Genomic DNA, 26,454 nt, shown 5'->3' with positions numbered 1-26,454 from the left:
TATTTTCAACACTTTGCAACATTCGGCGGAGCAGGCAATCACCTAGCCGGCCCCTCTCGCGGGCCTTTGTTGCGCGATCAATAAATGAACTGCGCGATGATCGCGCAAGCCCGCTTCAGCTGTCGGCGCGGTAGGCGGAATCGAGCGTGAGCGTACCCACGGCGCGTGACACGCAGGCGCAGATGCGGGTGGTCGACTGTTTTTCATGCTCGCTGAGGAACACGTCGCGGTGGTCGACTTCGCCATCGACCGCGAGCACGTCCATGGCGCACAGGCCGCACTCTCCGCGCTTGCAGTCCCAGAGGGTCTGCACGCCGGCGGCGTCGAGCGCTTCGAGCAAAGTGCAATCGGCGGGCACGGTGATGGTCAGGTCGTGGCGGGGAATGCGCACCTGGAACGACTGCGTGGCCAGGCGACCGCTGCTGCCGAAGGTTTCGAAGCGCAGGTCCTCGATGGGCCGGCCGGCCGCATGCCAGGCGCGCTTGACGGCTTCGAGCATCGGCACAGGGCCACAGGTGTAGAGCTGGCCGCCGGGCGGCAGCTCGGCGATGGCCGCGGCGAAGTCGATGGGGGCGGCGCCTTCGTGCGCGACGACGTTCTCGCCCAAGGCCTCCTGCAAGTGCGGGAGGTAGCCGAACTCGCCGGCATGGCGCGCGCCATAGAGCATCTTCACGGGCACGCCACTGCGCTTCGCATGAGCGCCGAGGCGCTGCGCCATCAGCACCAGCGGCGTGATGCCGATGCCGCCTGCCACCAGCAGGTAGCCGGGTGCGGAAAGGTCGAGCGGAAAGTGGTTCTGCGGCGCGCTCACCTGCAACCGGTCGCCGGGCGCCAGTTGCCACATGGCGAGCGAGCCACCACGGCCGTCATCCAGCCGCTTGACCGCGATCCGCCAGCACTGGCCGTCGCCCTCGCCGACCAGCGAGTACGAGCGCGTCTGCAGCCGGCCCTGCGCCGTCATCACCTGCACCTGCAGGTGGGCGCCGGGTTCATGCGACGCGGCAAAGCCCGACTCGGGCCGGAGTTCGAACTCGCGCACCGTGGGGGTGACATCGCGCAGCGCAGCGACCTGCGCCTGCATCCATTGAAGATCGCTTTTCATCGGGGAACACCAACAGGGGAAAAGAAGAAATCGATCAGCCGCGGCGGCGGATCAGCTGCACGCCGGGCAGCGGGCGCTGCTCGGCGGTCGGCGTGCCGTGCAGCGCCTCGCGCAGGTTGCGCCGCGCGATGCGGCTGTGCTCGCGCATCAGCGCTTCGGCGCGCGAGCCCTCGCCGGACTCGATGGCATCGAGCACCTGCAGGTGCTGGTCCTGCGCGATCACGAGCATGTCGCGCGCGGCCGGCGAATTGGCCTGCACGATGACGAAGCCCGAGGGCGAGGCAAACGGCAGGTTGATCACGCGTTCGAGCTGCTGCGCGATGACCGGGCTGCCGGCCATCTCGCACAGCAGCGCATGGAATTTCTCGTTGTGCGTGACGTAGCGGGAGAAGGCCGTGTCGTCGAGCGCAGGCTCGCGCAGCAGTTCGTCGATGCGCGTGAGGCAGGCGCGCGCTTCGCGCAGCACCACGGGCGCCGCGCCGCGTTCGGCCGCGAGCCGGGCCACCAGCCCTTCGAGCGTGCCGCGCAGCTCGATGGCATCGGCCACGTCGCGCTCGGAAAACGTGCGCACCGCGTAGCCGCCGTTGGGCAGCGCTTCGAGCAGGCCCTCCTGTTCGAGCCGCATCAGCGCGCTGCGCACCGGGGTGCGCGAGACGCCGAGCTGCTCGGAGATGGCGACCTCGGCGATGCGTGCGCCGCCGGGCAGTTCGCCCGCCAGGATCATTTCGCGCAGCCGCAGTTGCGCCTTCACGGCCTGCGAGCTGCCGGTGTCGCCGGGCTCGATGGGGGAAACCACTGCGGCCTTCATGCGGCCTGCTTCTCTTCGACCGGCCGGATCGGGATCGCGGCGCGCGCGGGCTTTTCCTTCTCGACCATGCGGTCGATCAGCCGGCGCGCCCACATCGAGCCGGCGTCGATGTTGAGGTTGTAGAACTGGTGATCGGGGTGGTCGTCCATCGCCTTCTGCTGGGCTTCGAGCACCAGTTCGTCCTCGCGGAAGATGCCGGCCACGCCCTCGCGCAACTCATGTGTAAGGCGCTGCTCGCCTAGGCAGTAGTTGCGCGCGAACGCCCAGAAGTAGAGGCAGGTCTTGTCGGTCTCGGGCGTGATGGTGTTGAGCACGTAGCCGTTGACGCCCTTGCTGCGGTCGCCGGGGTTGTCGCCATTCGGTACCGCGCCGCTGCCCGCCTCGGCCACGCCGACGTCGATGTTCACCGTGCACGGGCCTTCGAAGCGAATGATCTGCCAGCGGTCGACCTTGCCCGTGTAGCCGCGCGCATGGCGGATCTGGCCTCCCCAGAACGGCGGCGCGTCGATGCTTTCCATCCAGCGCGTGACGGTGGCCGAGCGGTCGCCGTGCGTGGCGACGAAGGGCGCCTCTGCCACTTCGCGGTTGCCGATGGAAGAGCCGTGCACGAAGGTCTCGTGCGTGAGGTCCATGAGGTTGTCGACCACGAGCCGGTAATCGCAGTTGACGCGGATCATCTTGCCGTCGCCGGCCCAGGCCGGGTCGGCGTTCCAGTGCATGTCGGGCACGAGGGCGGGGTCGGCCTTGGCCGGGTCGCCGGGCCAGATCCAGACGAAGCGGTGTTTCTCGACCACCGGAAAGTTGCGAACGCAGGCCGAGGGGTTGAGCGTTTCCTGGCTCGGCATGTGGGTGCAGCGGCCCTGGCTGTTGTAGACGAGGCCGTGGTAGCCGCAGACCAGCTCGTCGCCTTCGAGGCGGCCGAGCGACAGCGGCATCAGGCGGTGCCAGCAGGCGTCTTCGAGCACTGCCACCTGGCCGTCGGTGCGGCGGAACAGCACCACTTTCTGGTTGCAGATCGTGCGGGGCAGGAGCGCGTGGCGCACTTCGACGTCGTAGGCGGCGGCGTACCAGGCGTTCAGTGGAAAGGCGGTCGTGGGCGTTTTCATGAATACCCAATGTATACAGAAGTCAGGAAATATCTACCTCAAAACGCCTGATTCGAGGGTAAATACTGACTTCAACGTATACAAACAAGCCGCTTTCGAAGGCGATAGGATGCTCCGTTCGTTATCAGCCAGACGGAGTTCACCCCATGTCCCAGCACGCCGCCCTGCCCGCCCGCTACGACCACGTCGGCAGTTTCCTGCGCCCCAAATACCTGCTCGAAGCGCGCGAGCAGAAAGCCAAGGGCGAGATCACGCCCGAGCAACTGCGCACGGTCGAAGACAAGGCCATCACCGAGATCGTCCGCTTTCAGGAAGACATCGGCCTGAAAAGCATCACCGACGGCGAGTTCCGCCGCACGTACTTCCACATCGACTTTCTGGACCAGCTCGGCGGCGTGAAGACCGACATTCCGGTCACCATCCGCAAGCCCGATGGCACCGAGGAACTGGCGCCGCCCGCAATGCGCGTGCTCGACAAGGTGCGTCACATCAAGGACATCCAGCTCGCCGATTTCCAGTACCTGAAGAGCCAGGTCTCCGCCGGCCGCACGCCCAAGGTGACGATCCCCTCGCCGACGATGCTGCACTTCCGCGGCGGCCGCGCCGGCATCAGCAAGGACGCGTATCCCGAGCTCGACCCGGTGTTCTACGACGACGTGGCCAAGGCCTACGGCGACGAGCTGCGCTCGCTCGCTGCCGCCGGCTGCACCTACGTGCAGATGGACGACACCAACCTCGCCTACCTCTGCGACGAGCACATGCGCGAAGCCGCCCGCAAGCGCGGCGACGACCCGAACGAACTGCCCCATCGCTATGCAGCATTCATCAACAAGGTGGTCGCGCAGAAGCCACCGGGCATGCTGCTCGCGATGCACCTGTGCCGCGGCAACTTCAAGAGCACGCACGCCGCGGCCGGCAACTACGAGCCGGTGGCCGAGGCGCTGTTGAAGGAGATGGACCTGGACGCCTACTTCATGGAATACGACGACGCCCGCTCGGGCGACTTCAAGCCGCTGCGCTACCTGCCCAAGGGCAAGACGGTGGTGCTGGGCCTCGTGACCACCAAGTTCGGCGAGATGGAAGACAAGGACGAGCTCAAGCGCCGCATCGAGGACGCCTCGAAGTACGCCTCGCTCGACCAGCTCGCGCTGTCGCCGCAATGCGGCTTCTCCAGCACCGTGCACGGCAACAACATCGCGGTGGAAGCGCAGCGCAACAAGCTGCGCCTGGTGGTCGAGACAGCGCAGGAGGTCTGGGGCTCGACCTGAGCCGTCATTTCTGGTGAAGTCGGGGCATGACGACGACCACCACAAAAATCCTCTCAGGCCCCCTCAGCATGTTCGGCGCGAAGGTGCAGATCGCCGCGCTCGAAAAAGGCATTCCCTTCGAGCTCACGATGGTGCCGTTCACCAAGGACGATGCCTACGAGCCCAAGCACCCGGACGTGCTGCGCATCAACCCCGTCAAGCAGCAGGTGCCGGTGCTGATGGACGCCGAGGTCGAGCTGTTCGACTCGACGCAGATCTTCGAGTACCTCGAAGACCGTTACCCCACTCCCGCCCTGTGGCCCGAAGGCATTGCCGACCGGGCGCGGGCGCGGCAGCTGGAGCAGAAGTCCGACGAGGTGTTCTTTCCGAACGTGATCAAGCTCTTCGGCCTGCAGAACGACATGCAGAGCGCGCCAGCAGTTGCCGCGTGCGCCGCCTGCGCGCGCTACTACGGCGAAATGGAAGTCCTGCTCGCCGGGCGCGAATACCTCGCGGGCCCGTACTCCTTCGCGGACATCGCCTTCTACATGGCTTACATCTTTGCCGACCGCAAGGGCGCCGGCATGACCGATGCCACGCCGCGTCTCGTGGCCTGGCGCAACCGCGTGCGCGACCGGCCCGCGGTGCATGCGGTGGTCGATCCGATGATGAAATTCCTCGCCTCCGAGGGCCGTGGCGTGCCGGCCTTCCTGCAGCGCTGACCGGGTGCTCGCGGCGCGCTGAGGCATCATGGTGCCCATGCCGAATACAGGGTTCGACTGGCTGCCTTCTCCCTCGCAGCACTTTCTTGTCGTCACTTTTGCGCTGCTTGTCTACGTACTGACCACGCGCGCGCGCCGCGAGCAGCGCGCACCCACCACCGCCATCGCGTGGGTGATGGGGCTGGTGCTGATGCCCTACCTCATCCTGCCGATGTACCTCTTGTTCGGCCAGCGCAAGCTGCGCCCGGCCGGCTCGCCGCGGCCGCCGCGCTCGGTGCCGCCAGGGCACTGGGCGGCCGACCTGATCGAGAGCTTCGGCCTCGCGCCGCCCGGGCGCTGCGCGGTGCGCCTGCATGCCGACGGCGAGCAAGCGCGGCTGGCGCTCTTCGAGGTGATCGACGGCGCGCGCGAGCGCATCGACGTGTGCACCTTCATCATCGGCGACGACCCGCTGGGCCATGCGGTGCTTGCGCGGCTCGCGCAGCGGGCGCGCGAAGGCATCAAGGTGCGGGTGCTGCTCGACGGCTTCGGCGCGCTCTCGCTGCCGCGCCATCATTTCGACCTGCTGCGCGCGGCGGGCGGCGAGGTGGCGGTGTTTCGCCCCTTCTTCAGCCTGCGCCGCACCGGGCCGCGCAACCTGCGCAACCACCGCAAGTTCACCATCGCCGACGATGGCTGGCTCTGGTCGGGCGGTCGCAATCTTGCGGGCGAATATTTCACCGGCAACGACAAGCACCCCGAGGCGTGGCGCGATCTCTCGTTCGACCTGCACGGCAGCGTGGCGGCCGCCGCGGCGCGCCAGTTCGATCACGACTGGCGCTCGGTGCGCGTGCGCAAGGCGCGCGCCATCACCTGCGACAACCTGCCCGAAGCCCCCGGCACCGCGATGGCCCAGTTCCTGCCAAGCGGCCCCGACCAGACCGAGGACACCGCGCATGCGCTGCTGATCGACGCGTGCTTCCGCGCCGAGCACCGCATCCTTGCGATCACGCCCTACTTCGTGCCCGGCGATGGCCTGCGCGATGCGCTGCGGCTCGCAGCGCGGCGCGGTGTGCAGGTGACGATCGCGATGCCCGCGCAGTCGAACCATCGCCTGGCCGACTTCGTGCGCGCCCGCGCCATGCGCGACCTGGCGCGCGCGGGCGTGAGCTTTCGCATGCTGCCCTTCATGGCGCATGCCAAGGCGGTGGTGGTCGACCACGAACTGGCGATGTGCGGCTCGATCAACCTCGACCTGCGCAGCCTGCTGCTCAACCACGAGGCGAACGTCGTGTTCTACGGCCCGCACGAGATCGACTGGCTCACCGAGTGGATCACCACCACCGCCTCGGCCGGCGAGCCTTACCGCGCGCGGCGCCCGGGCCTCGTGCGCGACGTGGCCGAAGGGCTGCTGCTTACCGTCGCTTTCCAGCTGTAGCGGGCGCTGCTACGGGCTCGGCGACCTTGGCTTCCTTCGCCACGGCATCGAGGCCGGCGAACACGTAGCGCATCAGGTCGTCGGCGAGGGCCTGGGTGTCCTTCAGCGCCGGCAGCACCTTGTTGCTCAGGTCCTTGGGCGCAACCATCATCACGATGCACGGCAACACGGTGAACAGCAGTGCGCGCTGCACCGCAGGATGGTCGTCGGGCAATCCCACGATGGCGCCAAGCAGGCCGCGCAGCAGCTTGGCTTTGGGCAGCACCGCGCGCTTGATCATCATCGGCAGCGCCGGTGACGGCGACAGGGCTTCCCGCAGCACCACGCGAAAACCCCAGGGCGCCCTGGGCTGGCTGCCCATCTCGATCAGGTGCGTGAGAAACGCACGCAGCTTGAGCCGCGGATCGCTCGACGCGCTGGCGAGGCTGGCCAGTTCGTCGATGCTCACCACCTGTCGATGCGCCTCGATCAGCACCGCCTCGTAGAGCCCGTCGCGGCCGTTGAAGTGGTAGTTGATCGCGGCCATGTTGGTGCCGGCGCGCGTGCAGATTTCCTTGCTCGTGGCATCGGCGAAACCGCGTTCGGCGAAGAGCTGGCCCGCGGTCTCCAGGATGTGCAGGCGCGTGGTGTTGCCGTCGGTGCGCTGCGTGCGCGCGGGAGAACTGGGAGTGCTGATGGCCATGGGGCGAGGTTAATCGAAGCAAAGAAATACTTCAAATTCAAATTTCAATTTGATAACATCCGGCCGCATCCGAGTCCGCAAACCGGCAGGAAACACGCCATGAACAAGAAGCCCCTCATCGCCGTCGCTGTCGTCGCGCTGCTCGCCGCAGCGGGCGGCTGGTGGTACGTCAACCGCTCGGCCACGCCGTCGGACCAGCTCGTGCTCTACGGCAACGTCGATGTGCGTCAGGTCTCGCTCGCCTTCAACGCCAACGACCGCGTGGCCGAACTCGCGGTGCGCGAAGGCGACCCCGTCCGGGCCGGGCAACTGCTCGGCAAGCTCGACACCCGCACGCTCGTGCTGCGCGTGGCGCAGTCGCAGGCGCGCATCGGCGTGCAAGAGCAGGCCCTGCTGCGCCTGAAGACCGGCAGCCGCCCCGAAGAGGTGGCGCAGGCCGGCGCGCAGGTGGCTGCCGCGCAGGCCGATGCCGATCTCGCGCAGCAGCAGCTCGCGCGCCTGCAGGGCATCAGCCAGACCACGGCCGGCCGCGCCGTGAGCCAGCAGGACCTCGACAGCGCACAGGCGAAACGCAAGGTCGCGCTCGCCCAACTCGACAACGCACGCAAGGCACAGCAGCTCGTCGTCACCGGCCCGCGCAAGGAAGACATCGCGCAGGCGCAGGCCCAGCTCGAATCCGCGCGCGCCGACCTCGCGCTCATGAACCACCAGCTCACCGAGGCCGAGCTGAAGGCGCCCATCGATGCGGTGGTGCGCGCCCGCCTGCTCGAACCCGGCGACATGGCTTCGCCGCAGCGCCCGGCCTTCACGCTCGCGATCACCGATCCCAAATGGGTGCGTGCCTATGTGGCGGAGGCCGACCTCGGCCGCGTGAAGCCGGGCCAGGCCGCGCGCGTGAGCACCGACAGCCAGCCCGGCGAGGCGATCGCCGGCAAGGTCGGCTACATCGCGTCGGTGGCCGAGTTCACGCCCAAGACCGTGCAGACCGAGGAGCTGCGCAGCAGCCTCGTCTACGAGATCCGCGTGATGGTCGACGACAAGGAGGATCGCCTCCGCCTGGGCATGCCGGCCACCGTGCGGCTGCAGTTCTCCGACACCAGCGGCAAGCCCTGATGTCCGCCACCGGGCCGGCCGTGGCCGGACGCTCCCTGCACAAGCGCTTCACGCTCAAGTCGTCGAAGCAGCCGGTGCATGCGCTGGCCGGCGTGTCGCTCGACATCCCCGCGGGCACGCTCACCGCGCTCGTCGGCCCGGACGGCGCGGGCAAGACCACGCTGCTGCGCCTGATGGCGGGCCTGATGCGCGCCGACGAGGGCGAACTGCGTGTGCTCGGCATCGACGTGTCGGCCGACCCGCAGGCGGTGCAGGACCGCATCAGCTACATGCCGCAGCGCTTCGGCCTCTACGACGACCTGAGCGTGCAGGAGAACCTCGATCTCTACGCCGACCTGCACGGCGTGTCGAAGGACAAGCGCCGCGAGCGCTACGCCCGGCTCATGGAGATGACCGACCTCGGCCGCTTCACCGACCGCCCCGCGGGCAAGCTCTCGGGCGGCATGAAGCAGAAGCTGGGCCTGGCCTGCACGCTGGTGCGCTCGCCCGACCTGCTGCTGCTCGACGAGCCCACCGTCGGCGTCGATCCGCTCTCGCGGCGCGAGCTCTGGCAAATCGTGCAGCAGCTGGTGGACGACGAAAAACTCTCCGTGATCGTGAGCACCGCCTACCTCGACGAGGCCGAGCGCTGCAGCCATGTGTTCGTGCTGCGCGAGGGCAAGCTGCTCGCGGAAGGCGCGCCGGCCGAGATTCGCGACCATGCAGAGGGCCTGTGCTTCATCGCCGCGCCGCCGGAGGGCGAGCCGCCGCGCCTGATGCAGGCCCGCCTGCTCGATGCGCAACAGGACATCGTCGATGCGGTGCCGCAGGGCGGCGAGGTGCACTTCATCCGTCGCCCGGACACGGACGATGCAGCGCTTGCCACGCTGTTGGCTGGCGCGCACGCGGAGCCGGTGCCGCCACGCCTGGAAGACGGCTTCATGACGCTGCTGCGTACACAGCCGGCATCCGCAACAAGCACCACCGCAGTCGCGACAGCCAGCCCCGCCAAGGGCGACCCCGACGAAGTCGTCATCGAAGTGAAAGACCTCGTGCGCCGCTTCGGCGATTTCGTCGCCGTCGCGAGCACCAGTTTCTCGGTGCGGCGCGGCGAGATCTTCGGCCTGCTCGGCCCCAACGGCGCGGGCAAGACCACCACCTTCCGCATGCTCTGCGGCCTGCTCCCCGCGAGCAGCGGCCAGTTGCGCGTGGCCGGTGTCGACCTGCGCCATGCGCGTGCACAGGCCCGCCAGCGCATCGGCTACGTCTCGCAGAAGTTCGCGCTCTACGGCAACCTCACGGTGCGCGAGAACCTCTCGTTCTTCGGCGGCGCCTACGGCCTGCGCGGGCAGCGGCTGCGCGACCGCATGGACACGGTGCTGCGCCAGTTCGATCTCGAACACGAACTCGACACGCCCAGCGGCCAGTTGCCCGGCGGCTACCGCCAACGCCTCGCGATGGCCACCGGCCTCTTGCATGAGCCCGAGATCCTGTTCCTCGACGAGCCCACGAGCGGCGCCGACCCGCTCGCGCGCCGTGAGTTCTGGCGCCGCATCACCGCGCTGGCCGAAGGCGGCACCACCGTCGTCATCACCACCCACTTCATGGAAGAGGCCGAGTACTGCGACCGCATCGTGATCCAGGATGCCGGCAAGGTGCTCGCCATCGGCACGCCGCAGGAGGTGCGCGCGCAAGCACTCGACGGTGAAGACAGCGGCAAGCGCATCGACATGGAGCAGGCCTTCATCGGCATCGTCGAGAAGGCGCGGCGCAAAGGTAAAGAGGTCGCCGCGAAGCGGCCCGAAGGAGCCATGACATGAGCGGCTTCTGGTCACGCCTCATCTCCCTCACGCGCAAGGAATTCCGCCAGTTGCTGCGCGACCGCAGCAACCTCGCGATCGGCATCCTGCTGCCGATGGTGCTGATCCTGATCTTCGGCTACGGCATGTCGCTCGACGTGAAGAACGCGCCGGTGGCCGTGGTGATGGAAGACGCCTCGCCGACTGCACACGAAGCCATTGCCGGCCTGCAGCTTTCGCCCACCATCGCGCCGGTGCTGCTGGGCTCGATGCACGACGCCGAGGAACTGATGCGCGAGCGCAAGGTCGATGGCATCGTGCGCATCCCGAGCGACTTCTCGCGTGCGCTGGCTGCGGGCAACGCGCGCGTGCAGCTGATCGTGCATGGCGCCGACGCGGGTCGCGCGACCATCATCCTCGCCTACGTGAGCGGTGCCCTCGCCCAGACGGCCGTGCGGCAGGCGGACCGCCTGGGCAGCACCTCGGGCTCCGATGCGCCGGCTGTGGGCAGCGTCACCGTCGAGCAGCGCATGTGGTTCAACGCCGCGAACACCAGCACCTGGTACCTGGTGCCGGGACTGATCGTGCTCATCATGACGCTGGTCGGCGCCTTCCTCACCGCACTGGTGATGGCGCGCGAATGGGAGCGCGGCACGCTCGAGGCGCTGTTCGTCACGCCGGTGCGGCCGGTCGAGATATTGCTGGCCAAGATCATTCCGTACTTCGGCGTCGGCATGCTGGGCCTGGCACTGTGCCTCCTGGCCGCGCGCTTCCTGTTCGCGGTGCCGATGTACGGCTCGCTGTTCGTGGTGGTGTTCAGCTCGATGCTCTACCTGATCGTTGCCGTGAGCCTGGGCCTCGTGATCTCGTCGGTCACGCGCAACCAGTTCCTCGCGAGCCAGATCGCGCTGATCGCGACCTTCATGCCCTCGATGATGCTCTCGGGCTTCCTGTTCGACCTGCGCAACGTGCCCACGGCTGTGCGCGTCATCGGCCATGTGCTGCCGGCCACCTACTTCATGGACCTGATCAAGACGCTGTTCCTCGCGGGCGACGTCTGGCCGCTCATCTGGCGCAACTGCGCGATCCTGCTGTGCTACGCGGTCGGGCTGCTGCTCGTGGCGCGCGCCGTCACGCGCAAGAGCCTCGATTGAGGAAGCGAAGGAAAGAACATGATCGACTTCCTGCTGCGCATCGCCAACCTCTGCAAGAAGGAGCTGCTCGCGATCCTGAAGGACCCGGCCACGCGCACCATTCTCTTTGCGCCCGCGCTGCTGCAGAGCCTGATCTTCGGCTACGGCGCAACCTACGACTTGGCGAACGTGCCCTACACACTGCTCGACCAGAGCCGCACCGGCGCGGCGACGGAACTCATCGCGCACCTGGACAGCACGGGCGTCTTCCACCGCGTGGCCACGCTGCGCACGCAGGCCGACATCCGCGAGGTGATCGACACCGAGAAGGCCTTGCTCGTGATCCAGATCGCGCCCGACTTCGAGCGGCAACTGAGCGCGGGCCAGCCTGCGCCCATCCAGCTGATCCTCGATGCGCGCAACTCCAACACCGCGGGCTCGGCAGCCGGCTACGTGAGCGCGGTGGTCGAGCGCTACAACGCCGAACTGCGCACGCGCGCGGGCGCACCGCCCACGCCGCTGGTCATCGAATCGCGCGCCTGGTTCAACCCGAACCTGGAGACGCGCTGGAATCTCCTGCCCGGCATGATCGCCGCGCTCAGCATGCTGCAGACGCTGCTGCTCACCGCGCTCTCGGTGGCGCGCGAGCGCGAGCAAGGCACCTTCGACCAGTTGCTGGTCACGCCGATGTCGCCGCTCGAAATCATGATCGGCAAGGCGCTGCCGCCGGTGCTGGTCGGCCTCGCGCAGTCGTCGCTGATCCTGCTGGTGGCGATGTTCTGGTTCGGCATTCCGATGGCGGGCTCACTCGTCACGCTGTACACCGGGCTCATCCTGTTCACGGTCGCAAGCGTGGGCATCGGCCTGTCGATCTCGGCGGTGTCGGCCAACATGCAGCAGGCCATGCTCTACACCTTCGTGCTGCTGATGCCGATGATGCTGCTGTCGGGCCTGACCACCCCGGTGCGCAACATGCCGCACGTGCTGCAGGTGATCACCCTGGCCAATCCGCTGCGCTTCGCCATCGACCTGGTGCAGCGCGTGTACCTCGAGGGCGTGGGGCTGGGCACGGTCTGGCACAACCTGATCCCGCTTTCGATCATCGCGGTCGTCACGCTGCCGCTGGCGGCCTGGCTCTTTCGCAATCGTCTTGTCTGATACGGGAGCACTTCATGCCTCTCACTCTCCATTTCCCATGCAACGCGGTAGCCGCTGCCGCGCTGGCGCTGCTCGTTGGCGGTTGTGCCGTGGGCCCCGACCACAAGCCCTCGGAACCGCGCGCGCCCGCCGATTGGTCGGCCTGGCACGGCGGCTCGCCCGCGTTGCTCGGTGCAGAACGCCGCAGTGCGCCCGCGACTGCAGCCATCGCGCCCGGCGACTGGAAGGCCTTCAACGACCCGGCGCTCGACAAGCTGCAAGCCATGGTGCTCGCCGCCAACCCCGACCTGCAGACCGCCGCGCTGCGCTTCGCGCAGAGTCGCGTGCAGCGCACCACCGCGGCCGCCCAGCGCGGCCCGCAGGTCAACGCCAGCGCGGGCGTCACGCGGCAACGCCAAAGCGAGAGCGGTGCGGCCACGCGGATGATCGATGCACTGGGCTCCTCCGTCGCCAACAAGGAGCAGCTGATCCGCACGCTCAGCGAGCCCTACAACCTCTACCAGGCCGGCTTCGATGCTTCGTGGGAAATCGATCTCTGGGGCCGTGTGCGGCGTGCGGTGGAAGCTGCCGATGCCGATGCAGCCGCCTCGGCCGCAATGCTGCAGCAGACCGAACTGAGCGTGCAGGCCGAGCTCGCGTGCAACTACTTCGAGCTGCGCGGCACGCAGCGCGAACTGCGCATAGCGCGCGCCGACATCGCAGCCGCCGCCGAGTCGCTCGAACTCGTGCAGGCGCGCGCCGACGGCGGCCTCGTCACCGACCTCGACCCGGTGCGCCAGCGCGCCCTGCTGGCCGAACTGCGCGCGCGCATCCCGTCGCTGCTGCAGCAGGAGGCCGATGCGATGAACCGCATCACGCTGCTGATCGGCGCGCCGCCCGGCATGCTGAACACCGAACTGGCCGATGCCAACACCGACGGCGTCGGCAATGCACCGCCGCTGCCCGATCTCGCGCTCGGCCTCCCCGCCGATCTCGCGCGGCGCCGCCCCGACATCGCCGCCGCGGAAGCGCAGTTGCACGCCGCCACCGCACGCGTCGGCGTGGCCGTGGCCGATCTCTATCCGCGCGTCACGCTGGGTGCGGGCTTCGGTTATGAGTCGGTGGGCAGCGACCGCTTCGGCGATTGGGGCAGCCGGCAATGGCACGTCGGCCCATCCCTCAGCCTGCCGGTCTTCGACAACGGCCGCCGTCGCAGCACCGTGGACCTGCGCGAGTTGCAGCAGCAGGAAGCGGCCGTCGCCTTCCAGCAGACGGTGCTCAAGGCCTGGCACGAGATCGACACCGCGCTCAACGCCTACAGCGCCGAGCGTCAACGCCACGCCGAGCTCGTCGAGCGCGAGCGCCAGAGCCGCGATGCGCTCACGCTGGCGCACGCGCGCTATGCCAACGGGCTCACCGATTTCGGCGTCGAACTCGACGCGCGCCGTGCGCTCTTGCAGGCCCGGCGTGACCATGCACAGAGCACGAGCCGGCTGTCCGTGAACTTGGTCACGGTCTACAAGGCACTGGCCGGCGGCACACCCCCCAGCGATGTGATGGCCCAGCGCAATCCGTCCTCCACCCCGTGATTTAGTGCCCAAATAATAGGCACCGACTACGGTAGGGAAAGCCCTCTTCCTACGGGGTCGAAATTTAAAATCGAGGCCTTCCTGGTTATCGCAGTTTCGTGTTCGGGAATGAGCGGTCCGCTCTTCACTCCGTAAATTCGCAACCAGTCCCCGCACTTCAGAAGCATCGGCGTCCTTCAGGGCGTATCGCCCTCGGCGAACTCGATGCGATGCAGGAGCGTGACCGGCAAAGGTGGTCATGGGCGGGGAGATGGTGCTTCTTGCAGTTCGATTTCATCTCGACGCCTGAAGCGATTTCCCTTTGATCACTGCCGGGTTCCCCTGAGCCAAGGGGAAAAAATCGATGCGATCCGTTTATTCGCTGCTGGCGCTTGCGCGCCGGCTGGGCGCAGCCATGCCTTTTTCTTTTGCATTGCTGCTGCTTTCTTTCTTCAGTTCCGCGACCTGGGCTGCCATGGATGAAGTCGGCCGCGCACCGCCGAGCGTCCACCGCCTGAAGCTCTTCGTCGACCCGCAACTCGCCGCAGAGATCGGCGCGCCCGAAGCGGGCCGCCGGCTCGCGCAGTACGTGGCCGACATCAACACCGTGTTCATGCGCGAGACCGTGCGCAGCTTCGTGTTCGATCCGGCGAAGGACCTGCAATTCGTCTCCGCGGCATCGGCGCCCCAGTGCGGCTTCAACGGCGTGGCCGAGCGCGAGATCGTGCTGTGCATCTCGAAGTCGCAGCGCGGCTACAGCCACGGCGGGCTCACCACGAGCACCACCTTCCCGCCCAAGGGCGTGACCTGGAACCTCAACTGGACCGCGATCCACGACCCGCTGCGCCTTTCGCGCACGATCACACGGGCCGCGCCCGAATCCACCGAGAAGGACTACCTCGGCCGCCAGCTCAAGACGCTGCTGCACGAACTGGAGCATGTGTTCGGCGCCGGCTCCGGCGAGTACTACAACGCCATCGCCGTGACCGACACCACCGAGGTGGCGCCCAAGGCCGACCTCGAACTCGCCAAGCTCACCGACCGCTACTGGTGGCAGCGCCAGCAGTGGCGCCTCGACCCGCTGCTGGGGACCGTGTTCGAAGAGCGCTTCGACCCCGCGGCCAACCGCGTCGCCACGCTGGAGATGATCCGTTTCACCGAAGGCACCAAGGCCAACATCAACACCGATTGGAGCGACTGGCCCAAGCTCGGCAGCTCGAAGTACATGGCCACGACCACCGCCACGCAGGTGCGCGTGACGGACCGCGAGACCGGGGCGGCACTCGCGAGCGCACAGGTCTCGGTGTGGCGCGACCCGGGCGCGCAGAAGCCGCTGGAGCCTCTTGCGCAAGGCGCGGCCGATGCCAACGGACTCTTCGCTTTCGACTGGCGCTGCGGTTTCAGCTGCTTCGCGGTCGGCAAGACCAACCTGCTCGTGAAGGCTCAGGCGCCGGGCCGTGCACCGGGCGCGACGTGGTTCACCATCTTCGATGCGTTCGAGCAAAAGGCGGTGCAGGGCCAGACGGCCTTCACCATCGACTTGCCGCTCGGCATTCCCGATGCCTACAAGCCAACCGTTTCGCTGGCCGCGCCCGCCATGGCCACGGTGGGCCAACCGACGCCCCTCGCGCCGGTGGCGGTGGACAACGTGGGCATCCTCGGCGTCAAGGTGGTTGGTGCCAACAGCCTGCCGATCTGTACCTTCACCGAGGCGCCGTACACCTGCGCGTGGACACCGACGACGCCGGGCATGCAGACGATCCGCGTGATCGCGCTCGACGTGGCCGGCAACTCGGCGGTGGCCTTCGCGAACGTGATCGTCAATCCGCCGGTCGACGCCGTGGTGCCGACCGTTGCGTTGACCACGCCGGCTTCGGCCGCGGCCGGCATGGCGATGCGGCTCACGGCCACGGCATCCGATGACGTCGGCGTCTCGGAACTGAAGTTCGTCATCGACGGCAAGACCGTGTGCACATTGCGCGCCGCGCCTTACGTCTGCGCGTGGACGCCTGCGAACACCGGCGCTGTGAACATCGAGGTGCGTGCTGCCGATGCGGCGGGCAATGTCGCCAGTGCCTCGGCCAGCTTGCGCATCGAGGGCCTTCGGCCGGAAGACCTGTAGCTCGGCAGTTCGGGGGCGAGTACTCAGGCCAGGTTCGTGAAGCTCGCATTGCCCAGCCCCGTGCCGATGGTCAGCACACCCCAGTGCTTCACTTCGCGCATGAAGGGCAGTTCGCTCAGCCCCTGCACCACCGCATCGTTGTGCATCAGCACCAGCGTCGGTCCCGAGCCGATCATCGGCATGCGGCGCCACACCTCGCTCGGCAGGTGGAAGGCATGGCTCTCCCAGTCGCCCGGCAGGTTCTGCGCGCCGCGCGAGATGGAGCCGTCCTGGCGGATCAGCCCCGGGCAGCCGATGCCGATGAAGGGCGCGAGCCGGATCTTCCTGCGCTCGCTGTAGAGCACCATGTCCTCCAGCATCTCGGCGATGTGCGCGACGATGCTGCCGCGGTTCGGGCCGTCGTCGGCATGGCGCCATTTCACGCGCCGTACCACCTTCGCGAGCGAGAAGTCGCGCGCCTTGCGGTGGCGCGTCTTGACGATGCCGCAGCGGATGTTGGTACCGCCTATGTCCACCGCAAGAATGGCGTCGTGTCCCTTGAGCATGGCCGGTGGTGTGAGGTGCACCCAGCCGATCAGCCCGCCGTCGTCCACGTTGTGCGAGAGCCGGCCGAGCTGCACATGCACGCCCATCTCCTCGAGGATCGCGCCGGCCTGCAGGATGGCGCGCTCGCCCACGTCGCTTTCGGGAAAGCCGCCGCCGATCACGATGCGCTGCACCTTCTCCCATGAAGGCTGACGGGTGAAGCGCTGGATCACGTAGGCCAGTTCCTCGGCGAATTCCTCGATGGCGCCATGCATCACGTCGACGGCTTCAGACGCCGTCTTCGCCTGCAACACATGATCGAGTTCCTTCTTGCTGAGATTGCGCGAATGCGAGAGGCCCAGGGGGTCCCGGCCTTCCTTGCGGCGGCGCTTGCGCCAGCGTTCGAGCAGTTCCCTGAAGGCGGTCTGGCTGGCCTGGTCGCCGACGAAGCCGTCTTTGTCGCGCAGCTGCAGGCTGTAGCCATCGACCTGCAGGCCCGGGAGTTCTCGCAGGCCATGGACTTCGGGGCCGGGCAGACCGTTCTTGGAGGCGGGAGAGGATTTGTTCTTCGAGGACTTGGACTTCATGGCGATCGACTATGGGCCCCGCCGCCGCCTGCTTGCATCGGCTCCGCGCACCATGGCGTGTAGGAGATTGGCGGGTACGCCGAATGAAGCGTTGTCTATACACTGCCCCCGATGCACCTGCTCCGCAGCCTCTGGCGTGCCGCCCTGTTGGTCTCGATGGCCTGGCTTGCCGCCGCCCCCGCGCAGGCCGCGGACGAGCCGCTGCGCGTCGGCTCCAAGCGCTTCACCGAGTCGTACATCCTTGCCGAACTGCTCGCGCAGACGGCCGCGCCGCACACCGCGTCGCAACCCGTCGTACGGCAGGGCCTTGGCAACACGGCCATCGTCTACGAAGCGCTGCGCTCGGGCGCCATCGATCTCTATGCCGAGTACACCGGCACCATCGCACTGGAAATCCTCAAGGGCTCGCCTGCGGAGACGCGCGAAGCAATGAACGCCGCGCTCGCGCCGATGGGGCTGGGCGTAGCGATTCCGCTTGGCTTCAATGACGGCTATGCGCTGGCGGTGCGTGCGACCGATGCGGAGCGGCTCGGACTTCGCACGCTGAGCGATCTTGCGAAGCACCCCGAGCTCAAGCTCGGCCTCTCGAACGAATTCCTCGGCCGCGCCGATGGCTGGCAGGGCCTGGCCGCGCGCTACGGGTTCACGCAGACGCCGACCGGCCTCGACCATGGCCTCGCCTACGAGGCGGTGGCGGCCAAGCAGATCGATGCGATCGACATCTACACCACCGACGCGAAGATCGACCACCTCGGCCTGCGCGTGCTCGAGGACGACAGGAAGTACTTCCCGCGCTACGACGCGGTGGTGCTCTACAAGCTCGACCTGCCGACGCGACTGCCGAAGGCCTGGGCCGCGCTGCAGACGCTCGAAGGCAAGGTCGACGAGCACGCGATGATCGCGATGAATGCGCGCGCCGAGCTGCAGAGCGTGCCCTTCGACGTGATCGCGCGCGACTTCATCGCCAACACCGGCAAGACAGGTGCGGCGCCGGCGCAGGAAGCCCGGCGCGGCTTCACGGCCAAGCTCTTCGGCCCCGACCTCTGGAAGCTTGCGCGTCAGCACCTGCTGCTGGTAGCGGTGTCGGTGGGCATCGCGATCCTGATCGGCGTGCCGATCGCGATTCTCGTGTTCTCGCATGTGCGGCTGCGTGCCGTGGTGCTCGGCATCGCGAGCCTGATGCAGACCGTGCCGTCGCTGGCGCTGCTGGCGGTGCTGATCTCGATGCTCGGCGCGATCGGCGCACTGCCCGCGCTGATCGCGCTCACGCTCTACTCGCTGCTGCCGATCATGCGCAACACGGTGACGGGCCTGGCCGAGGTGCCGAACGGCCTGCGCCTGGCTGGCACCGCGCTCGGCATGACACCGCCGCAGAGCCTGCAGCTCGTGCTGCTGCCGCTGGCGCTGCCCACGCTGCTGGCGGGCGTGCGCACGGCCACCGCCATTGCCATCGGCACGGCGACCATCGCGGCATTCATCGGCGCGGGCGGATTCGGCGAACGCATCGTGACGGGCCTGGCACTGAACGACCGCGAACTGCTGCTGGCCGGCGCGCTGCCGGCCGCGGCGATGGCGCTGATCAGCGAAGGGATCTTCGAGCTGATCGAGTGGGCGATGCGCCGTCGCCGACGTGCACCGCCGTCTTCGCTTCCGCCATGAAGCAGTCGCGCAGCAGCGCGGCGCCCGCGCCCAGCGGCTTGTCGGTGCTGTGGCAGAAAAAGGCCTCGTGACTGCTCTCGCCATCGGGGCCGATCCGCCCCACCGGCAACCGCACCAACGTGCCCGCCGCGAGGTCGTCCGCGACCAGCCATGAAGGCATCTTTCCCCAGCCGAGCCCGGCGCGCAGCAGCGCGAGCTTGATGTACATGTCGTTGACCCGCCAGGTGCTGGGCGAAAGCACGTCGAAGTCGCGGCCCTCGCTGCGCGTGCTGGGGTCTTCGAGCACGATCTGCACATGCTCGGCGGTGGCTGCGTCGAGCGCCTTCGTGGCGCCTCGCCGGCCCGCGTAGGCCGCGAGCGCATGCGACGGCGCGGCGACGGCGACCATGTGCAGCGTCAGCAGGAACTCGCGGCTGATCTTCTCGTCGGCATGGCCGAAGGCGGCCACGGCGACGTCGCACCGGTCCGAACACAACGCGTCGATGGTGCCGCCCATCGAGGTGTATTCCACGCGGACGCCGATGCTCGGATAGACCACGTGCAGCCCGCGCACCGCTTCGGCCACCAGTGCGGGCGGCACGAGCGTGTCGACGGCGAGCGACAGGCCGAGTTCGATGCCCTGCTCCAGCCCGTGCGCGCGCGTGCGCAGTGCATCGACCTTCGAGAGGATCACCCGTACATCGCCCAGCAGCGCTTTGCCCGCGGGCGTAAGTACCGGCTTGTGGCCCGAGCGGTCGAAGAGCCGCACCTGCAGCTGCGCCTCGAGGTTGGCGATGGCGTGGCTCACGGCCGACTGCACGCGGTGCAGCCTTGCGGCGCCGGCGCGAAAGCTGCCCACGTCCGCCACCACCGCGAACATCTGCATCTGGCTCAGGGTAAGGACGTCGAGCATGATCTGTTGAATCGATGGAGTTGGTCGATTTTATTTGCTTTCATCGATATCCTATTCGCCTCACAGTGCAGGCATGCAGCAACAGCAAATCGACATGGCCGTGAGCGCACGGCGCATTCCTTCCGCCACGCCCTGGCTCGGCGTCTTCGTCGTGGTGCTGGCCGGCGTGGTCGCCTCTCTCCAGGTCGGTAAGGTCGCAATCGCAGTGCCTCAACTGCGCACGGACTTCGGGCTCGACCTCGCGATGGTCGGCTGGTTGATGGCGATGTTCTCGCTGCTCGGCGTGGTGGGCGCCATTCCGGTGGGCGCGTGGATCGCGCGCGCGGGCGACAGGCTCCTGGTGCTCGTGGGCCTTGCGGCCATCGCCATCGGCAGCGCCACAGGTGCGCTGGCCGGCGGCATTGCGGCGTTGCTGCTCGGGCGCGTGATCGAGGGCTTCGGCTTCGTGCTCATCACCATCGCGGGCCCGGCCACGCTCGAGCGCATCGTCGCGCCCGGCGGCAAGGACCAGGCCTTCGCGATCTGGAGCTGCTTCATGCCGGCCGGGATCGCCATCGCGCTGTTCGTCGGCTCGGTGCTCGACGGCTGGCGCGGCTTCTGGCTGGGGAATGCGGCGCTGGCTGTCGTGCTGCTAGTGCTGGTGCTGATCGCCGTGGCCCGCGATGAGCGCCACGGCAATGGCGCGGCAGCGGCCACATCGTGGCGCGACATGGGGCGCGATGCGGCGACGACCGTCAGGGCCGGCGCACCGGCGCTGATCGCGGCGTCGTTTGCGATCTACAGCCTGCAGTTCTTCGCGCTCTTCAGTTTCCTGCCGGTGCTGTTGATCGAGCGCATGGGCGTGAGCGTCGGCACGGCGGGGCTGCTGAGCGCCGTGGCCTGCTGCGCCAACATCGGGGGCAACCTCGCGGCGGGCATGCTGCTGGCGCGCGGCGTGGCGCGCTGGGTGCTGGTGGCTGCGGCAAGCGCGGTGATGGGCATCTCGGCGCTCGGCATCTTTCTTCCCGTGCTGGGCGAGACGCCGACCTTCGTGCTGTGCCTGGTGTTTTCAGCGGTGGGCGGCCTGCTTCCCGCGACGTTGATCGGCACCTCCGCGGCGGTGGCGCCGAGCCCCCGGCTGGTGCCGATGGCCGTGGGCCTGCTGATGCTGGGCAGCAACCTCGGCCAGATGGTCGGCCCGGTGACCGTGGGCGGCGCGGTGGATGCGCTCGGCTGGTCCGCCGCGGCCGCGATCGTCGCGGTGGCGGGCGCGGTCGGGGTGCTGCTCGCGTTCGGCCTGCGGCGCGCGATGCGCCACGGGCATTGAACGCGGTGCCTGAAGATCAAGCCAGTGTGTAAGCCGTCTTCACCGTGGTGAAGAACTCCTGCGCGTACTTGCCCTGCTCGCGCGGACCATAGCTCGAACCCTTGCGACCGCCGAACGGCACGTGATAGTCGACACCAGCCGTCGGCAGGTTGACCATCACCATGCCGGCCTGGCTGTGGCGCTTGAAGTGCGTCGCGTACTTCAGCGAGGTGGTGGCAATACCGGCCGAGAGGCCGAACTCGGTGTCGTTGGCCGTGGCCAGCGCTTCCTCGTAGTTCTTCACGCGGATCACGCTCGCCACTGGACCGAAGATTTCTTCCTTGTTGATGCGCATCGTCGCGGCCGATTCGCTGAAGAGCGCGGGCGACATGTAGTAGCCGTCGGTCTCCAGCTTGAGCAGTTCACCGCCGGCCGCCAGCGTGGCGCCTTCGCCCTTGCCGATGGCGATGTATTCCATGTCCTGGTTCAGTTGCGACTTCGACGAGACCGGGCCCACGTCGGTGCCCTGCGCGAGCGCGTCGCCGACCTTGATCTTGGCCATGCGCACCTTCATCGCTTCGATGAACTTCGGGTAGATGCCTTCGGTCACGATGAGGCGACTCGATGCGGTGCAGCGCTGGCCGGTCGAATAGAACGCGCTCTGCACGCTGAGCTCCACGGCCTGGGCGAGGTCGGCGTCGTCGAGGATGACTTGCGGGTTCTTTCCGCCCATTTCGAGCTGCACCTTCTTGTGGTTGGTGACGCACTGGATCGCGATGTTGCGGCCCACGCCCACCGAGCCGGTGAAGCTGATCGCATGGATGCCGGGGTGGTTGACCAGCGCCTCGCCGATCACGCTGCCGCGGCCCATCACGAGGTTGAACACGCCGGCCGGAATGCCCGAGCGACTGATGATTTCACTCAGCGCCCAGGCGCTGCCCGGCACGAGGTCCGCGGGCTTGAGCACCACGCAGTTGCCGAAGGCGAGCGCGGGCGCGATCTTCCAGGCAGGAATGGCGATGGGGAAGTTCCACGGCGTGATGAGGCCGACCACGCCGACCGGCTCGCGCGTGATTTCCACGCCGATGTTCGGGCGCACGGAAGGCAGCAGCTCGCCTGAAAGACGCAGACATTCGCCCGCGAAGAACTTGAAGATCTGGCCCGCGCGCGTGGCCTCGCCGATGCCTTCTGCCTTGGTCTTGCCCTCTTCGCGCGCGAGCAGCGTGCCGAGCTCTTCCTTGCGCGCGAGGATTTCGGTGCCGATCTTGTCGAGCGCATCCGAGCGCGCCTGGATGCTGCCCGTGGCCCACGCCGGGAAGGCGGCGGTGGCGGCTGCCACGGCGGCATCGACATGCGCCGCATCGCCCTGCGTGTACTGGCCCAGCACGTCGGCCAGGTTGCTGGGGTTCACGTTGGGGCTGTAGCTCTTGCCAGCCAGCCATTCGCCATTGATGAGGTTGTTGAATTCAGTCATCGTCGATGTCCTTGTTTGCCTGTTGGTGTGATGGTTTTTTGAAGTCGAAAGGCTAGGTGGCGCCTTCGGACTCCACGTAGAGGGCGTACAGCGAATGGCTGGCCGCCATGTAGAGGCGATTGTTCTTGGGGCCGCCGAACGTGAGGTTGGCACAACGTTCGGGCAGGCGGATGAAACCGATGGGCTTTCCCTGCGAATTGAAGATCTTGACGCCATCGAGGTCTTCCGACTTCGCGAGCGGCTGATAGACCTTCATGCCGTTGCCGGCATCGGCGGGTTCGGACGCCAATGCGCCGTTCCAGCCCCAGCCCATCCAGATGTTGCCGTCGCGGTCGACGCGAAAGCCGTCGAGCGCGGCCGCGCCCACGCCGTCGATCAGCTTGGCCTTGTTCGACACGCTGCCATCGGCCGCCACGTCGTAGCTCCAGAGGCTGCGGTTGGGTGTGCCCTTCCACTCGATGACGTAGAGATTTTTCTCGTCCGGCGAGAAGGCCAGGCCGTTGGGGTTCACCAGGTCGGTGATCACCGCGGAGAGCTGCCCATCGGGCGTGAGGCGGTACACGTTGGTCGTCGCCTGCTCGGGCGTGGCCCTCTCGCCTTCCCAGGTGCCCGAGATGCCGAAGAGCGGATCGGTGAACCAGACGGTGTCGTCCGACTTCACGACCACGTCGTTCGGCGAATTCAGCCGCTTGCCCTGGAAGCGGTCGGCCAGCACGGTCATGCGCCCGTCGTGCTCGGTGCGCACCACGCGCCGCGTCACTGAGTGCTCGCAGCTGACGAGGCGCCCCTGGCGATCGCGCGTGTTGCCGTTGCAGTGGTTCACGTTCGACTTGTGGACCTTGAACTCGCCGGTCTTTTCCTCGTAGCGCATCAGCCGGTTGTTCGGGATGTCGCTGCACACGAGATAACCCTCGCGCGGCAGGTACACCGGGCCTTCGGCCCAGCGCATGCCCGTGCCGACCTGCTCGAGCGTGCTGCTGTAGAGGCGGTACTTGGCGAAGCTCGGGTCGAGGATCAGCACTGCCGGGTCGGGGTAGCGCTGCTGCGGCTTGTAGGGAAACGACTGGGCGCCCGCGGCTGCCGCCACTGCGCCGAGCGCCGAGCCGGCGGCCGCCTGAAGCAGGCGGCGGCGATCCATGTTGTTGTTCATGCAGTCTCCTTGACGATGTCTGTGCTTGCGGCGCGGGCCTCATCCGTTCACGCTGAGCTTGTCGAAGCGCCGCGCGAGGCTTCGACAAGCCCAGCCCGAACGGTGGTTGCCGATCAGCGGACCATGCAGGGCCGCTTGTTGTCGAAGGCCCAGCCGGGAATCAGGTATTGCATGGCTTGCGCATCGTTGCGCGCGCCGAGGCCGTGCTTCAGGTACAGCTGGTGCGCCTTCTCGACTTCGGCCATGTCGAGCTCGATGCCGAGGCCACCGCGCGTCGGCACTTTCACGAAGCCCTCTTCGATCTGCAGCGGCGACTTCGTCAGGCGCTGGCCGTCCTGCCAGATCCAGTGCGTGTCGATGGCCGTCACCTTGCCGGGTGCGGCAGCGGCCACGTGCGTGAACATCGCGAGCGACACGTCGAAGTGGTTGTTCGAATGCGAGCCCCAGGTCAGGCCCCAGGCCTGGCACAGCTGCGCCACACGCACCGAGCCCTGCATGGTCCAGAAGTGCGGATCGGCCAGCGGGATGTCGACCGACTGCAGCGAGAGGCTGTGCACCATCTCGCGCCAGTCGGTGGCGACCATGTTGGTGGCGGTGGGCAAGCCCGTGGCGCGGCGGAACTCGGCCATCACCTCGCGACCCGAGAACACGCCTTCGGCACCGCACGGGTCTTCGGCATAGGCCATCACGCCGTGCAGGTCGCGGCACAGGCGGATCGCGTCGGCCAGCAGCCAGCCGCCGTTCGGGTCGAGCGTGACACGCGCCTTCGGAAAGCGCTCGTGCAGCGCGCGAATCGCTTCGACTTCTTCCTCGCCGCGCAGCACGCCGCCCTTGAGCTTGAAGTCGGTGAAGCCGTAGCGCGCGTGCGTGGCCTCGGCCAAGCGCACGATGGATTCGGGCGTCATCGCCTCTTCGTGGCGCAGACGGAACCAGTCGTTGTCCGCACCAGGGTCGGTCTCGTACGCCAGGTCGGTCTTCGTGCGGTCGCCGACGTAGAAGAGGTAGCCGAGCATCTGCACCGCATCGCGCTGCTGGCCTTCGCCGAGCAGGGCCGCGACCGGCACCTCGAGGAACTGGCCCAGCAGGTCGAGCAGCGCGGCCTCCACGGCGGTGACCGCATGGATGGTCACGCGCAGATCGAAGGTCTGCTGGCCACGGCCACCGCTGTCGCGGCCGGCGAAGGCGCTGCGCAGGCTGTTGAGCACGGCGTTGTGGCGGCCGATGGGCTGGCCCACGATGAGGTCGCGCGCGTCTTCGAGCGTCTGGCGGATCTTCTCGCCGCCCGGCACTTCGCCGACGCCGGTGTGGCCGGCGCTGTCGGTCAGGATCAGCAGGTTGCGCGTGAAGAACGGACCGTGCGCGCCGCTCAGGTTCATCAGCATGCTGTCGTGGCCCGCGACGGGGACCACGCGCATGCCGGTGACGACGGGCGCGCCCGACACGATGCTGGAAACGGATTCAGGACTTGTCATCTTCGGGCTCGGTAGCTCAGTCTGCGGTGATATGGCGGGTGTCGATCAATGTCTTCCATCGCGTCCACTCGCGCAACTGGAAGGCGGTGAAGTCTTCAGGTGTGCTCGCGACGATTTCAAGGCCCTGGTCGAGCATGCGCTTCTTCGTCTCCGGGTCCTGCATCGCGGCAATGACGGCGTCGCTCAGCTTCTTCTTGAGCGCGGGCGGCAGGCCCTTCGGCGCCGCCACGCCTTGCCACGAATAGACCTCCGCACCCTTCACGCCAGCCTCGGCCAGCGTCGGCACATCGGGCAACACGGGCGAGCGCTTGTCACCGGTGACGGCAATCGCGCGCAGCTTGCCCGCGCGGATGTGCGGCAGCACGGCATTGACGTTCTGGAACGAGAAGTCGACCTGGTTGCCCAGCAGATCGTTCACCGCAGGCGCACCGCCCTTGTAGGGCACGTGCACGCCTTCGGTCTTGGTCTGCTGCCAGAAGAGTTCGGCCGACAGGTGATCGGACGAGCCATTGCCCGAGCTCGCGAACGAGACCTTGCCCGGCGTCTTGCGCAAGAGCGCGAGCACGTCGGCAACCGTGTGCTCGGGCCGCGCGATGTTGGCGACGAGCACGTTGGGCGCCTGCACGGGCACGCTGATGTAGTCGAAGTCTTTGGTCGCGTCGTAGGGCACGCTCTTCTGCAGGTGCGGCGTGACGACGAAGGCGCCGAGCGAGGACACCAGCAGCGTGTAGCCGTCAGGCAGTGCGCGCTTGACGAAGCCGGTGCCGATGGTGCCCGTGGCGCCGGGGCGGTTGTCGACAACGAAGCTGCCGCCGAGCCTGGTCTGCAGTTGCAGCGCCAGCGCGCGCGCCACCATGTCGGTGGAGCCGCCGGCGGGGAACGGCACGATGATGGTCACGGGTTTCTGCTGCGGCCATGCGTCGGCTTGCGCCGAGGCGTGCAGGGGCAGCATCGCGGTGGCGGCGAGCACGAGGCCCGCCGCGAAAAGCTCTCGTCTCTGCATCCGTGCTCCAGCTCAGGGGTTGACGCGAACGGCTTGGCGCGCGAGCAGCTTCCAGTCGCCGCCCTGCTTTTGCCAGACGCCGAGGATCTTCAGCGCGACCTTGCCGGGCTTGCCCGAATCGTTGGTGTCGGCCGCGAGCGAGTGACGCACGATGGCCGTGTTGGCATCGACCACCTTGATGGTCTGCTCGGTGATCGTGATGGTCACGAAGTCCGACTTGCCATCGAGCAGGTCGCTGATGAAGCTGGCCTTGGTGTCGACCTTGCCGCCCGAGTGGCCGTAGCTCAGGTCGTCGGCCACCAGCGCGCCGAGCGCGGCGGCGGTCGGGTCGACCATGGCGATGCGCAGGCGCTCGGCGGCCGCGGCCACCGAAGCCTGGTCCGACGCACCACCGCCCGCGGGCATCATGGCGCAGCCAGTGAACACCGCGGCCGAAGCGGCGATGAGGAAGAGTTTCTTGATGAACATGTCG

General features: G+C 67.6%; 22 protein-coding genes. 11 read left to right on the top strand and 11 right to left on the bottom strand.

Annotation, left to right across the window (positions count from 1 at the left end):
- Window positions 1-115 precede the first annotated feature (115 nt).
- From NU688_RS01765 to NU688_RS01755, 3 genes are read right to left on the bottom strand one after another with little or no spacing between them, the layout of a single operon-like run.
- Complete coding sequence (locus NU688_RS01765) at window positions 116-1,102, bottom strand: PDR/VanB family oxidoreductase (RefSeq protein WP_257858855.1); 987 nt, start codon at window positions 1,100-1,102, stop codon at window positions 116-118.
- Between the two features lie 34 nt (window positions 1,103-1,136).
- A complete protein-coding gene (locus NU688_RS01760) occupies window positions 1,137-1,910 on the bottom strand; it encodes a GntR family transcriptional regulator (protein ID WP_257858854.1) in 774 nt (257 codons plus the stop codon).
- The gene (locus tag NU688_RS01755; protein WP_257858853.1) at window positions 1,907-3,016 is read right to left on the bottom strand and encodes an aromatic ring-hydroxylating dioxygenase subunit alpha; all 1,110 of its coding nucleotides are present in this window, start codon (window positions 3,014-3,016) and stop codon (window positions 1,907-1,909) included. Before NU688_RS01755 ends, NU688_RS01760 begins: the two co-directional genes overlap by 4 nt.
- 146 nt (window positions 3,017-3,162) lie before the next feature.
- On the opposite strand from NU688_RS01755, the gene NU688_RS01750 reads away from it, so the two are divergent.
- From NU688_RS01750 to NU688_RS01740, 3 genes are read left to right on the top strand one after another with little or no spacing between them, the layout of a single operon-like run.
- Window positions 3,163-4,284 (top strand): 5-methyltetrahydropteroyltriglutamate--homocysteine S-methyltransferase, encoded by a 1,122-nt coding sequence (locus NU688_RS01750; RefSeq protein ID WP_257858852.1) that lies wholly within the window; start codon window positions 3,163-3,165, stop codon window positions 4,282-4,284.
- 26 nt (window positions 4,285-4,310) lie between these two features.
- Window positions 4,311-4,985 carry a glutathione S-transferase family protein gene (locus NU688_RS01745; RefSeq protein ID WP_257858851.1) on the top strand — a complete coding sequence of 225 codons (675 nt, stop codon included), beginning with the start codon at window positions 4,311-4,313 and terminating at the stop codon, window positions 4,983-4,985.
- 37 nt (window positions 4,986-5,022) lie between these two features.
- Complete coding sequence (locus NU688_RS01740) at window positions 5,023-6,402, top strand: phospholipase D-like domain-containing protein (RefSeq protein WP_257858850.1); 1,380 nt, start codon at window positions 5,023-5,025, stop codon at window positions 6,400-6,402.
- Here NU688_RS01740 and NU688_RS01735 read toward each other — a convergent pair.
- A complete protein-coding gene (locus NU688_RS01735) occupies window positions 6,380-7,084 on the bottom strand; it encodes a CerR family C-terminal domain-containing protein (RefSeq protein WP_257858849.1) in 705 nt (234 codons plus the stop codon). The two genes, NU688_RS01740 and NU688_RS01735, sit on opposite strands and share 23 nt — an antisense overlap.
- 99 nt (window positions 7,085-7,183) lie before the next feature.
- Here NU688_RS01735 and NU688_RS01730 point away from each other — a divergent pair, with 99 nt between their 5' ends.
- The 6 genes from NU688_RS01730 (at window position 7,184) to NU688_RS01705 (ending at window position 15,935) form a co-directional block, all read left to right on the top strand.
- Window positions 7,184-8,197 carry an HlyD family efflux transporter periplasmic adaptor subunit gene (locus NU688_RS01730; RefSeq protein ID WP_257858848.1) on the top strand — a complete coding sequence of 338 codons (1,014 nt, stop codon included), beginning with the start codon at window positions 7,184-7,186 and terminating at the stop codon, window positions 8,195-8,197.
- Window positions 8,197-9,996 carry an ATP-binding cassette domain-containing protein gene (locus tag NU688_RS01725; RefSeq protein ID WP_257858847.1) on the top strand — a complete coding sequence of 600 codons (1,800 nt, stop codon included), beginning with the start codon at window positions 8,197-8,199 and terminating at the stop codon, window positions 9,994-9,996. Before NU688_RS01730 ends, NU688_RS01725 begins: the two co-directional genes overlap by 1 nt.
- Window positions 9,993-11,129, top strand: a complete 1,137-nt coding sequence (locus NU688_RS01720; protein ID WP_257858846.1) for an ABC transporter permease — start codon at window positions 9,993-9,995, stop codon at window positions 11,127-11,129. The genes NU688_RS01725 and NU688_RS01720 overlap by 4 nt, the downstream gene beginning before the upstream one ends.
- A gap of 18 nt (window positions 11,130-11,147) precedes the next feature.
- Window positions 11,148-12,266: an ABC transporter permease gene (locus tag NU688_RS01715; protein WP_257858845.1), complete on the top strand. Its 1,119-nt coding sequence runs from the start codon at window positions 11,148-11,150 to the stop codon at window positions 12,264-12,266.
- Window positions 12,267-12,280: 14 nt separating this feature from the next.
- On the top strand, window positions 12,281-13,834 hold the full coding sequence (locus NU688_RS01710) for an efflux transporter outer membrane subunit (RefSeq protein ID WP_257858844.1): 1,554 nt from the start codon (window positions 12,281-12,283) through the stop codon (window positions 13,832-13,834).
- 343 nt (window positions 13,835-14,177) lie between these two features.
- Window positions 14,178-15,935, top strand: coding sequence for an Ig-like domain-containing protein (locus tag NU688_RS01705; protein WP_257858843.1), 1,758 nt, complete (start codon window positions 14,178-14,180; stop codon window positions 15,933-15,935).
- Between the two features lie 23 nt (window positions 15,936-15,958).
- On the opposite strand, the gene NU688_RS01700 is transcribed toward NU688_RS01705, so the two are convergent.
- Complete coding sequence (locus NU688_RS01700; RefSeq protein ID WP_257858842.1) at window positions 15,959-17,047, bottom strand: ROK family protein; 1,089 nt, start codon at window positions 17,045-17,047, stop codon at window positions 15,959-15,961.
- A 111-nt stretch (window positions 17,048-17,158) separates the two neighbouring features.
- On the opposite strand from NU688_RS01700, the gene NU688_RS01695 reads away from it, so the two are divergent.
- On the top strand, window positions 17,159-18,706 hold the full coding sequence (locus NU688_RS01695; protein ID WP_257858841.1) for a glycine betaine ABC transporter substrate-binding protein: 1,548 nt from the start codon (window positions 17,159-17,161) through the stop codon (window positions 18,704-18,706).
- On the opposite strand, the gene NU688_RS01690 is transcribed toward NU688_RS01695, so the two are convergent.
- Window positions 18,627-19,598, bottom strand: a complete 972-nt coding sequence (locus tag NU688_RS01690; protein ID WP_257858840.1) for a LysR family transcriptional regulator — start codon at window positions 19,596-19,598, stop codon at window positions 18,627-18,629. The genes NU688_RS01695 and NU688_RS01690 overlap by 80 nt on opposite strands.
- Window positions 19,599-19,671: 73 nt before the next feature.
- Here NU688_RS01690 and NU688_RS01685 point away from each other — a divergent pair, with 73 nt between their 5' ends.
- The gene (locus tag NU688_RS01685) at window positions 19,672-20,904 is read left to right on the top strand and encodes a CynX/NimT family MFS transporter (protein WP_257858839.1); all 1,233 of its coding nucleotides are present in this window, start codon (window positions 19,672-19,674) and stop codon (window positions 20,902-20,904) included.
- A gap of 16 nt (window positions 20,905-20,920) precedes the next feature.
- Here the strand turns inward: NU688_RS01685 and NU688_RS01680 are convergent, their stop codons facing one another.
- The 5 genes from NU688_RS01680 to NU688_RS01660 all read right to left on the bottom strand — a co-directional run bounded on the left by NU688_RS01680 (window position 20,921) and on the right by NU688_RS01660 (window position 26,450).
- Window positions 20,921-22,357, bottom strand: coding sequence for an aldehyde dehydrogenase family protein (locus tag NU688_RS01680; protein WP_257858838.1), 1,437 nt, complete (start codon window positions 22,355-22,357; stop codon window positions 20,921-20,923).
- A gap of 52 nt (window positions 22,358-22,409) precedes the next feature.
- Window positions 22,410-23,507: an SMP-30/gluconolactonase/LRE family protein gene (locus NU688_RS01675; protein ID WP_257858837.1), complete on the bottom strand. Its 1,098-nt coding sequence runs from the start codon at window positions 23,505-23,507 to the stop codon at window positions 22,410-22,412.
- Window positions 23,508-23,620: 113 nt separating this feature from the next.
- On the bottom strand, window positions 23,621-24,979 hold the full coding sequence (gene gudD, locus NU688_RS01670) for a glucarate dehydratase (RefSeq protein WP_257858836.1): 1,359 nt from the start codon (window positions 24,977-24,979) through the stop codon (window positions 23,621-23,623).
- 16 nt (window positions 24,980-24,995) lie between these two features.
- Window positions 24,996-25,982, bottom strand: coding sequence for a tripartite tricarboxylate transporter substrate binding protein (locus tag NU688_RS01665; RefSeq protein ID WP_257858835.1), 987 nt, complete (start codon window positions 25,980-25,982; stop codon window positions 24,996-24,998).
- A gap of 12 nt (window positions 25,983-25,994) precedes the next feature.
- Complete coding sequence (locus NU688_RS01660; RefSeq protein ID WP_257858834.1) at window positions 25,995-26,450, bottom strand: nuclear transport factor 2 family protein; 456 nt, start codon at window positions 26,448-26,450, stop codon at window positions 25,995-25,997.
- Window positions 26,451-26,454: the final 4 nt, after the last annotated feature.

Origin of the sequence: Variovorax sp. ZS18.2.2, assembly GCF_024701975.1 — a bacterium.
GTDB lineage: Bacteria > Pseudomonadota > Gammaproteobacteria > Burkholderiales > Burkholderiaceae_C > Variovorax.
This window is presented reverse-complemented; position numbering and strand designations above follow the sequence as displayed.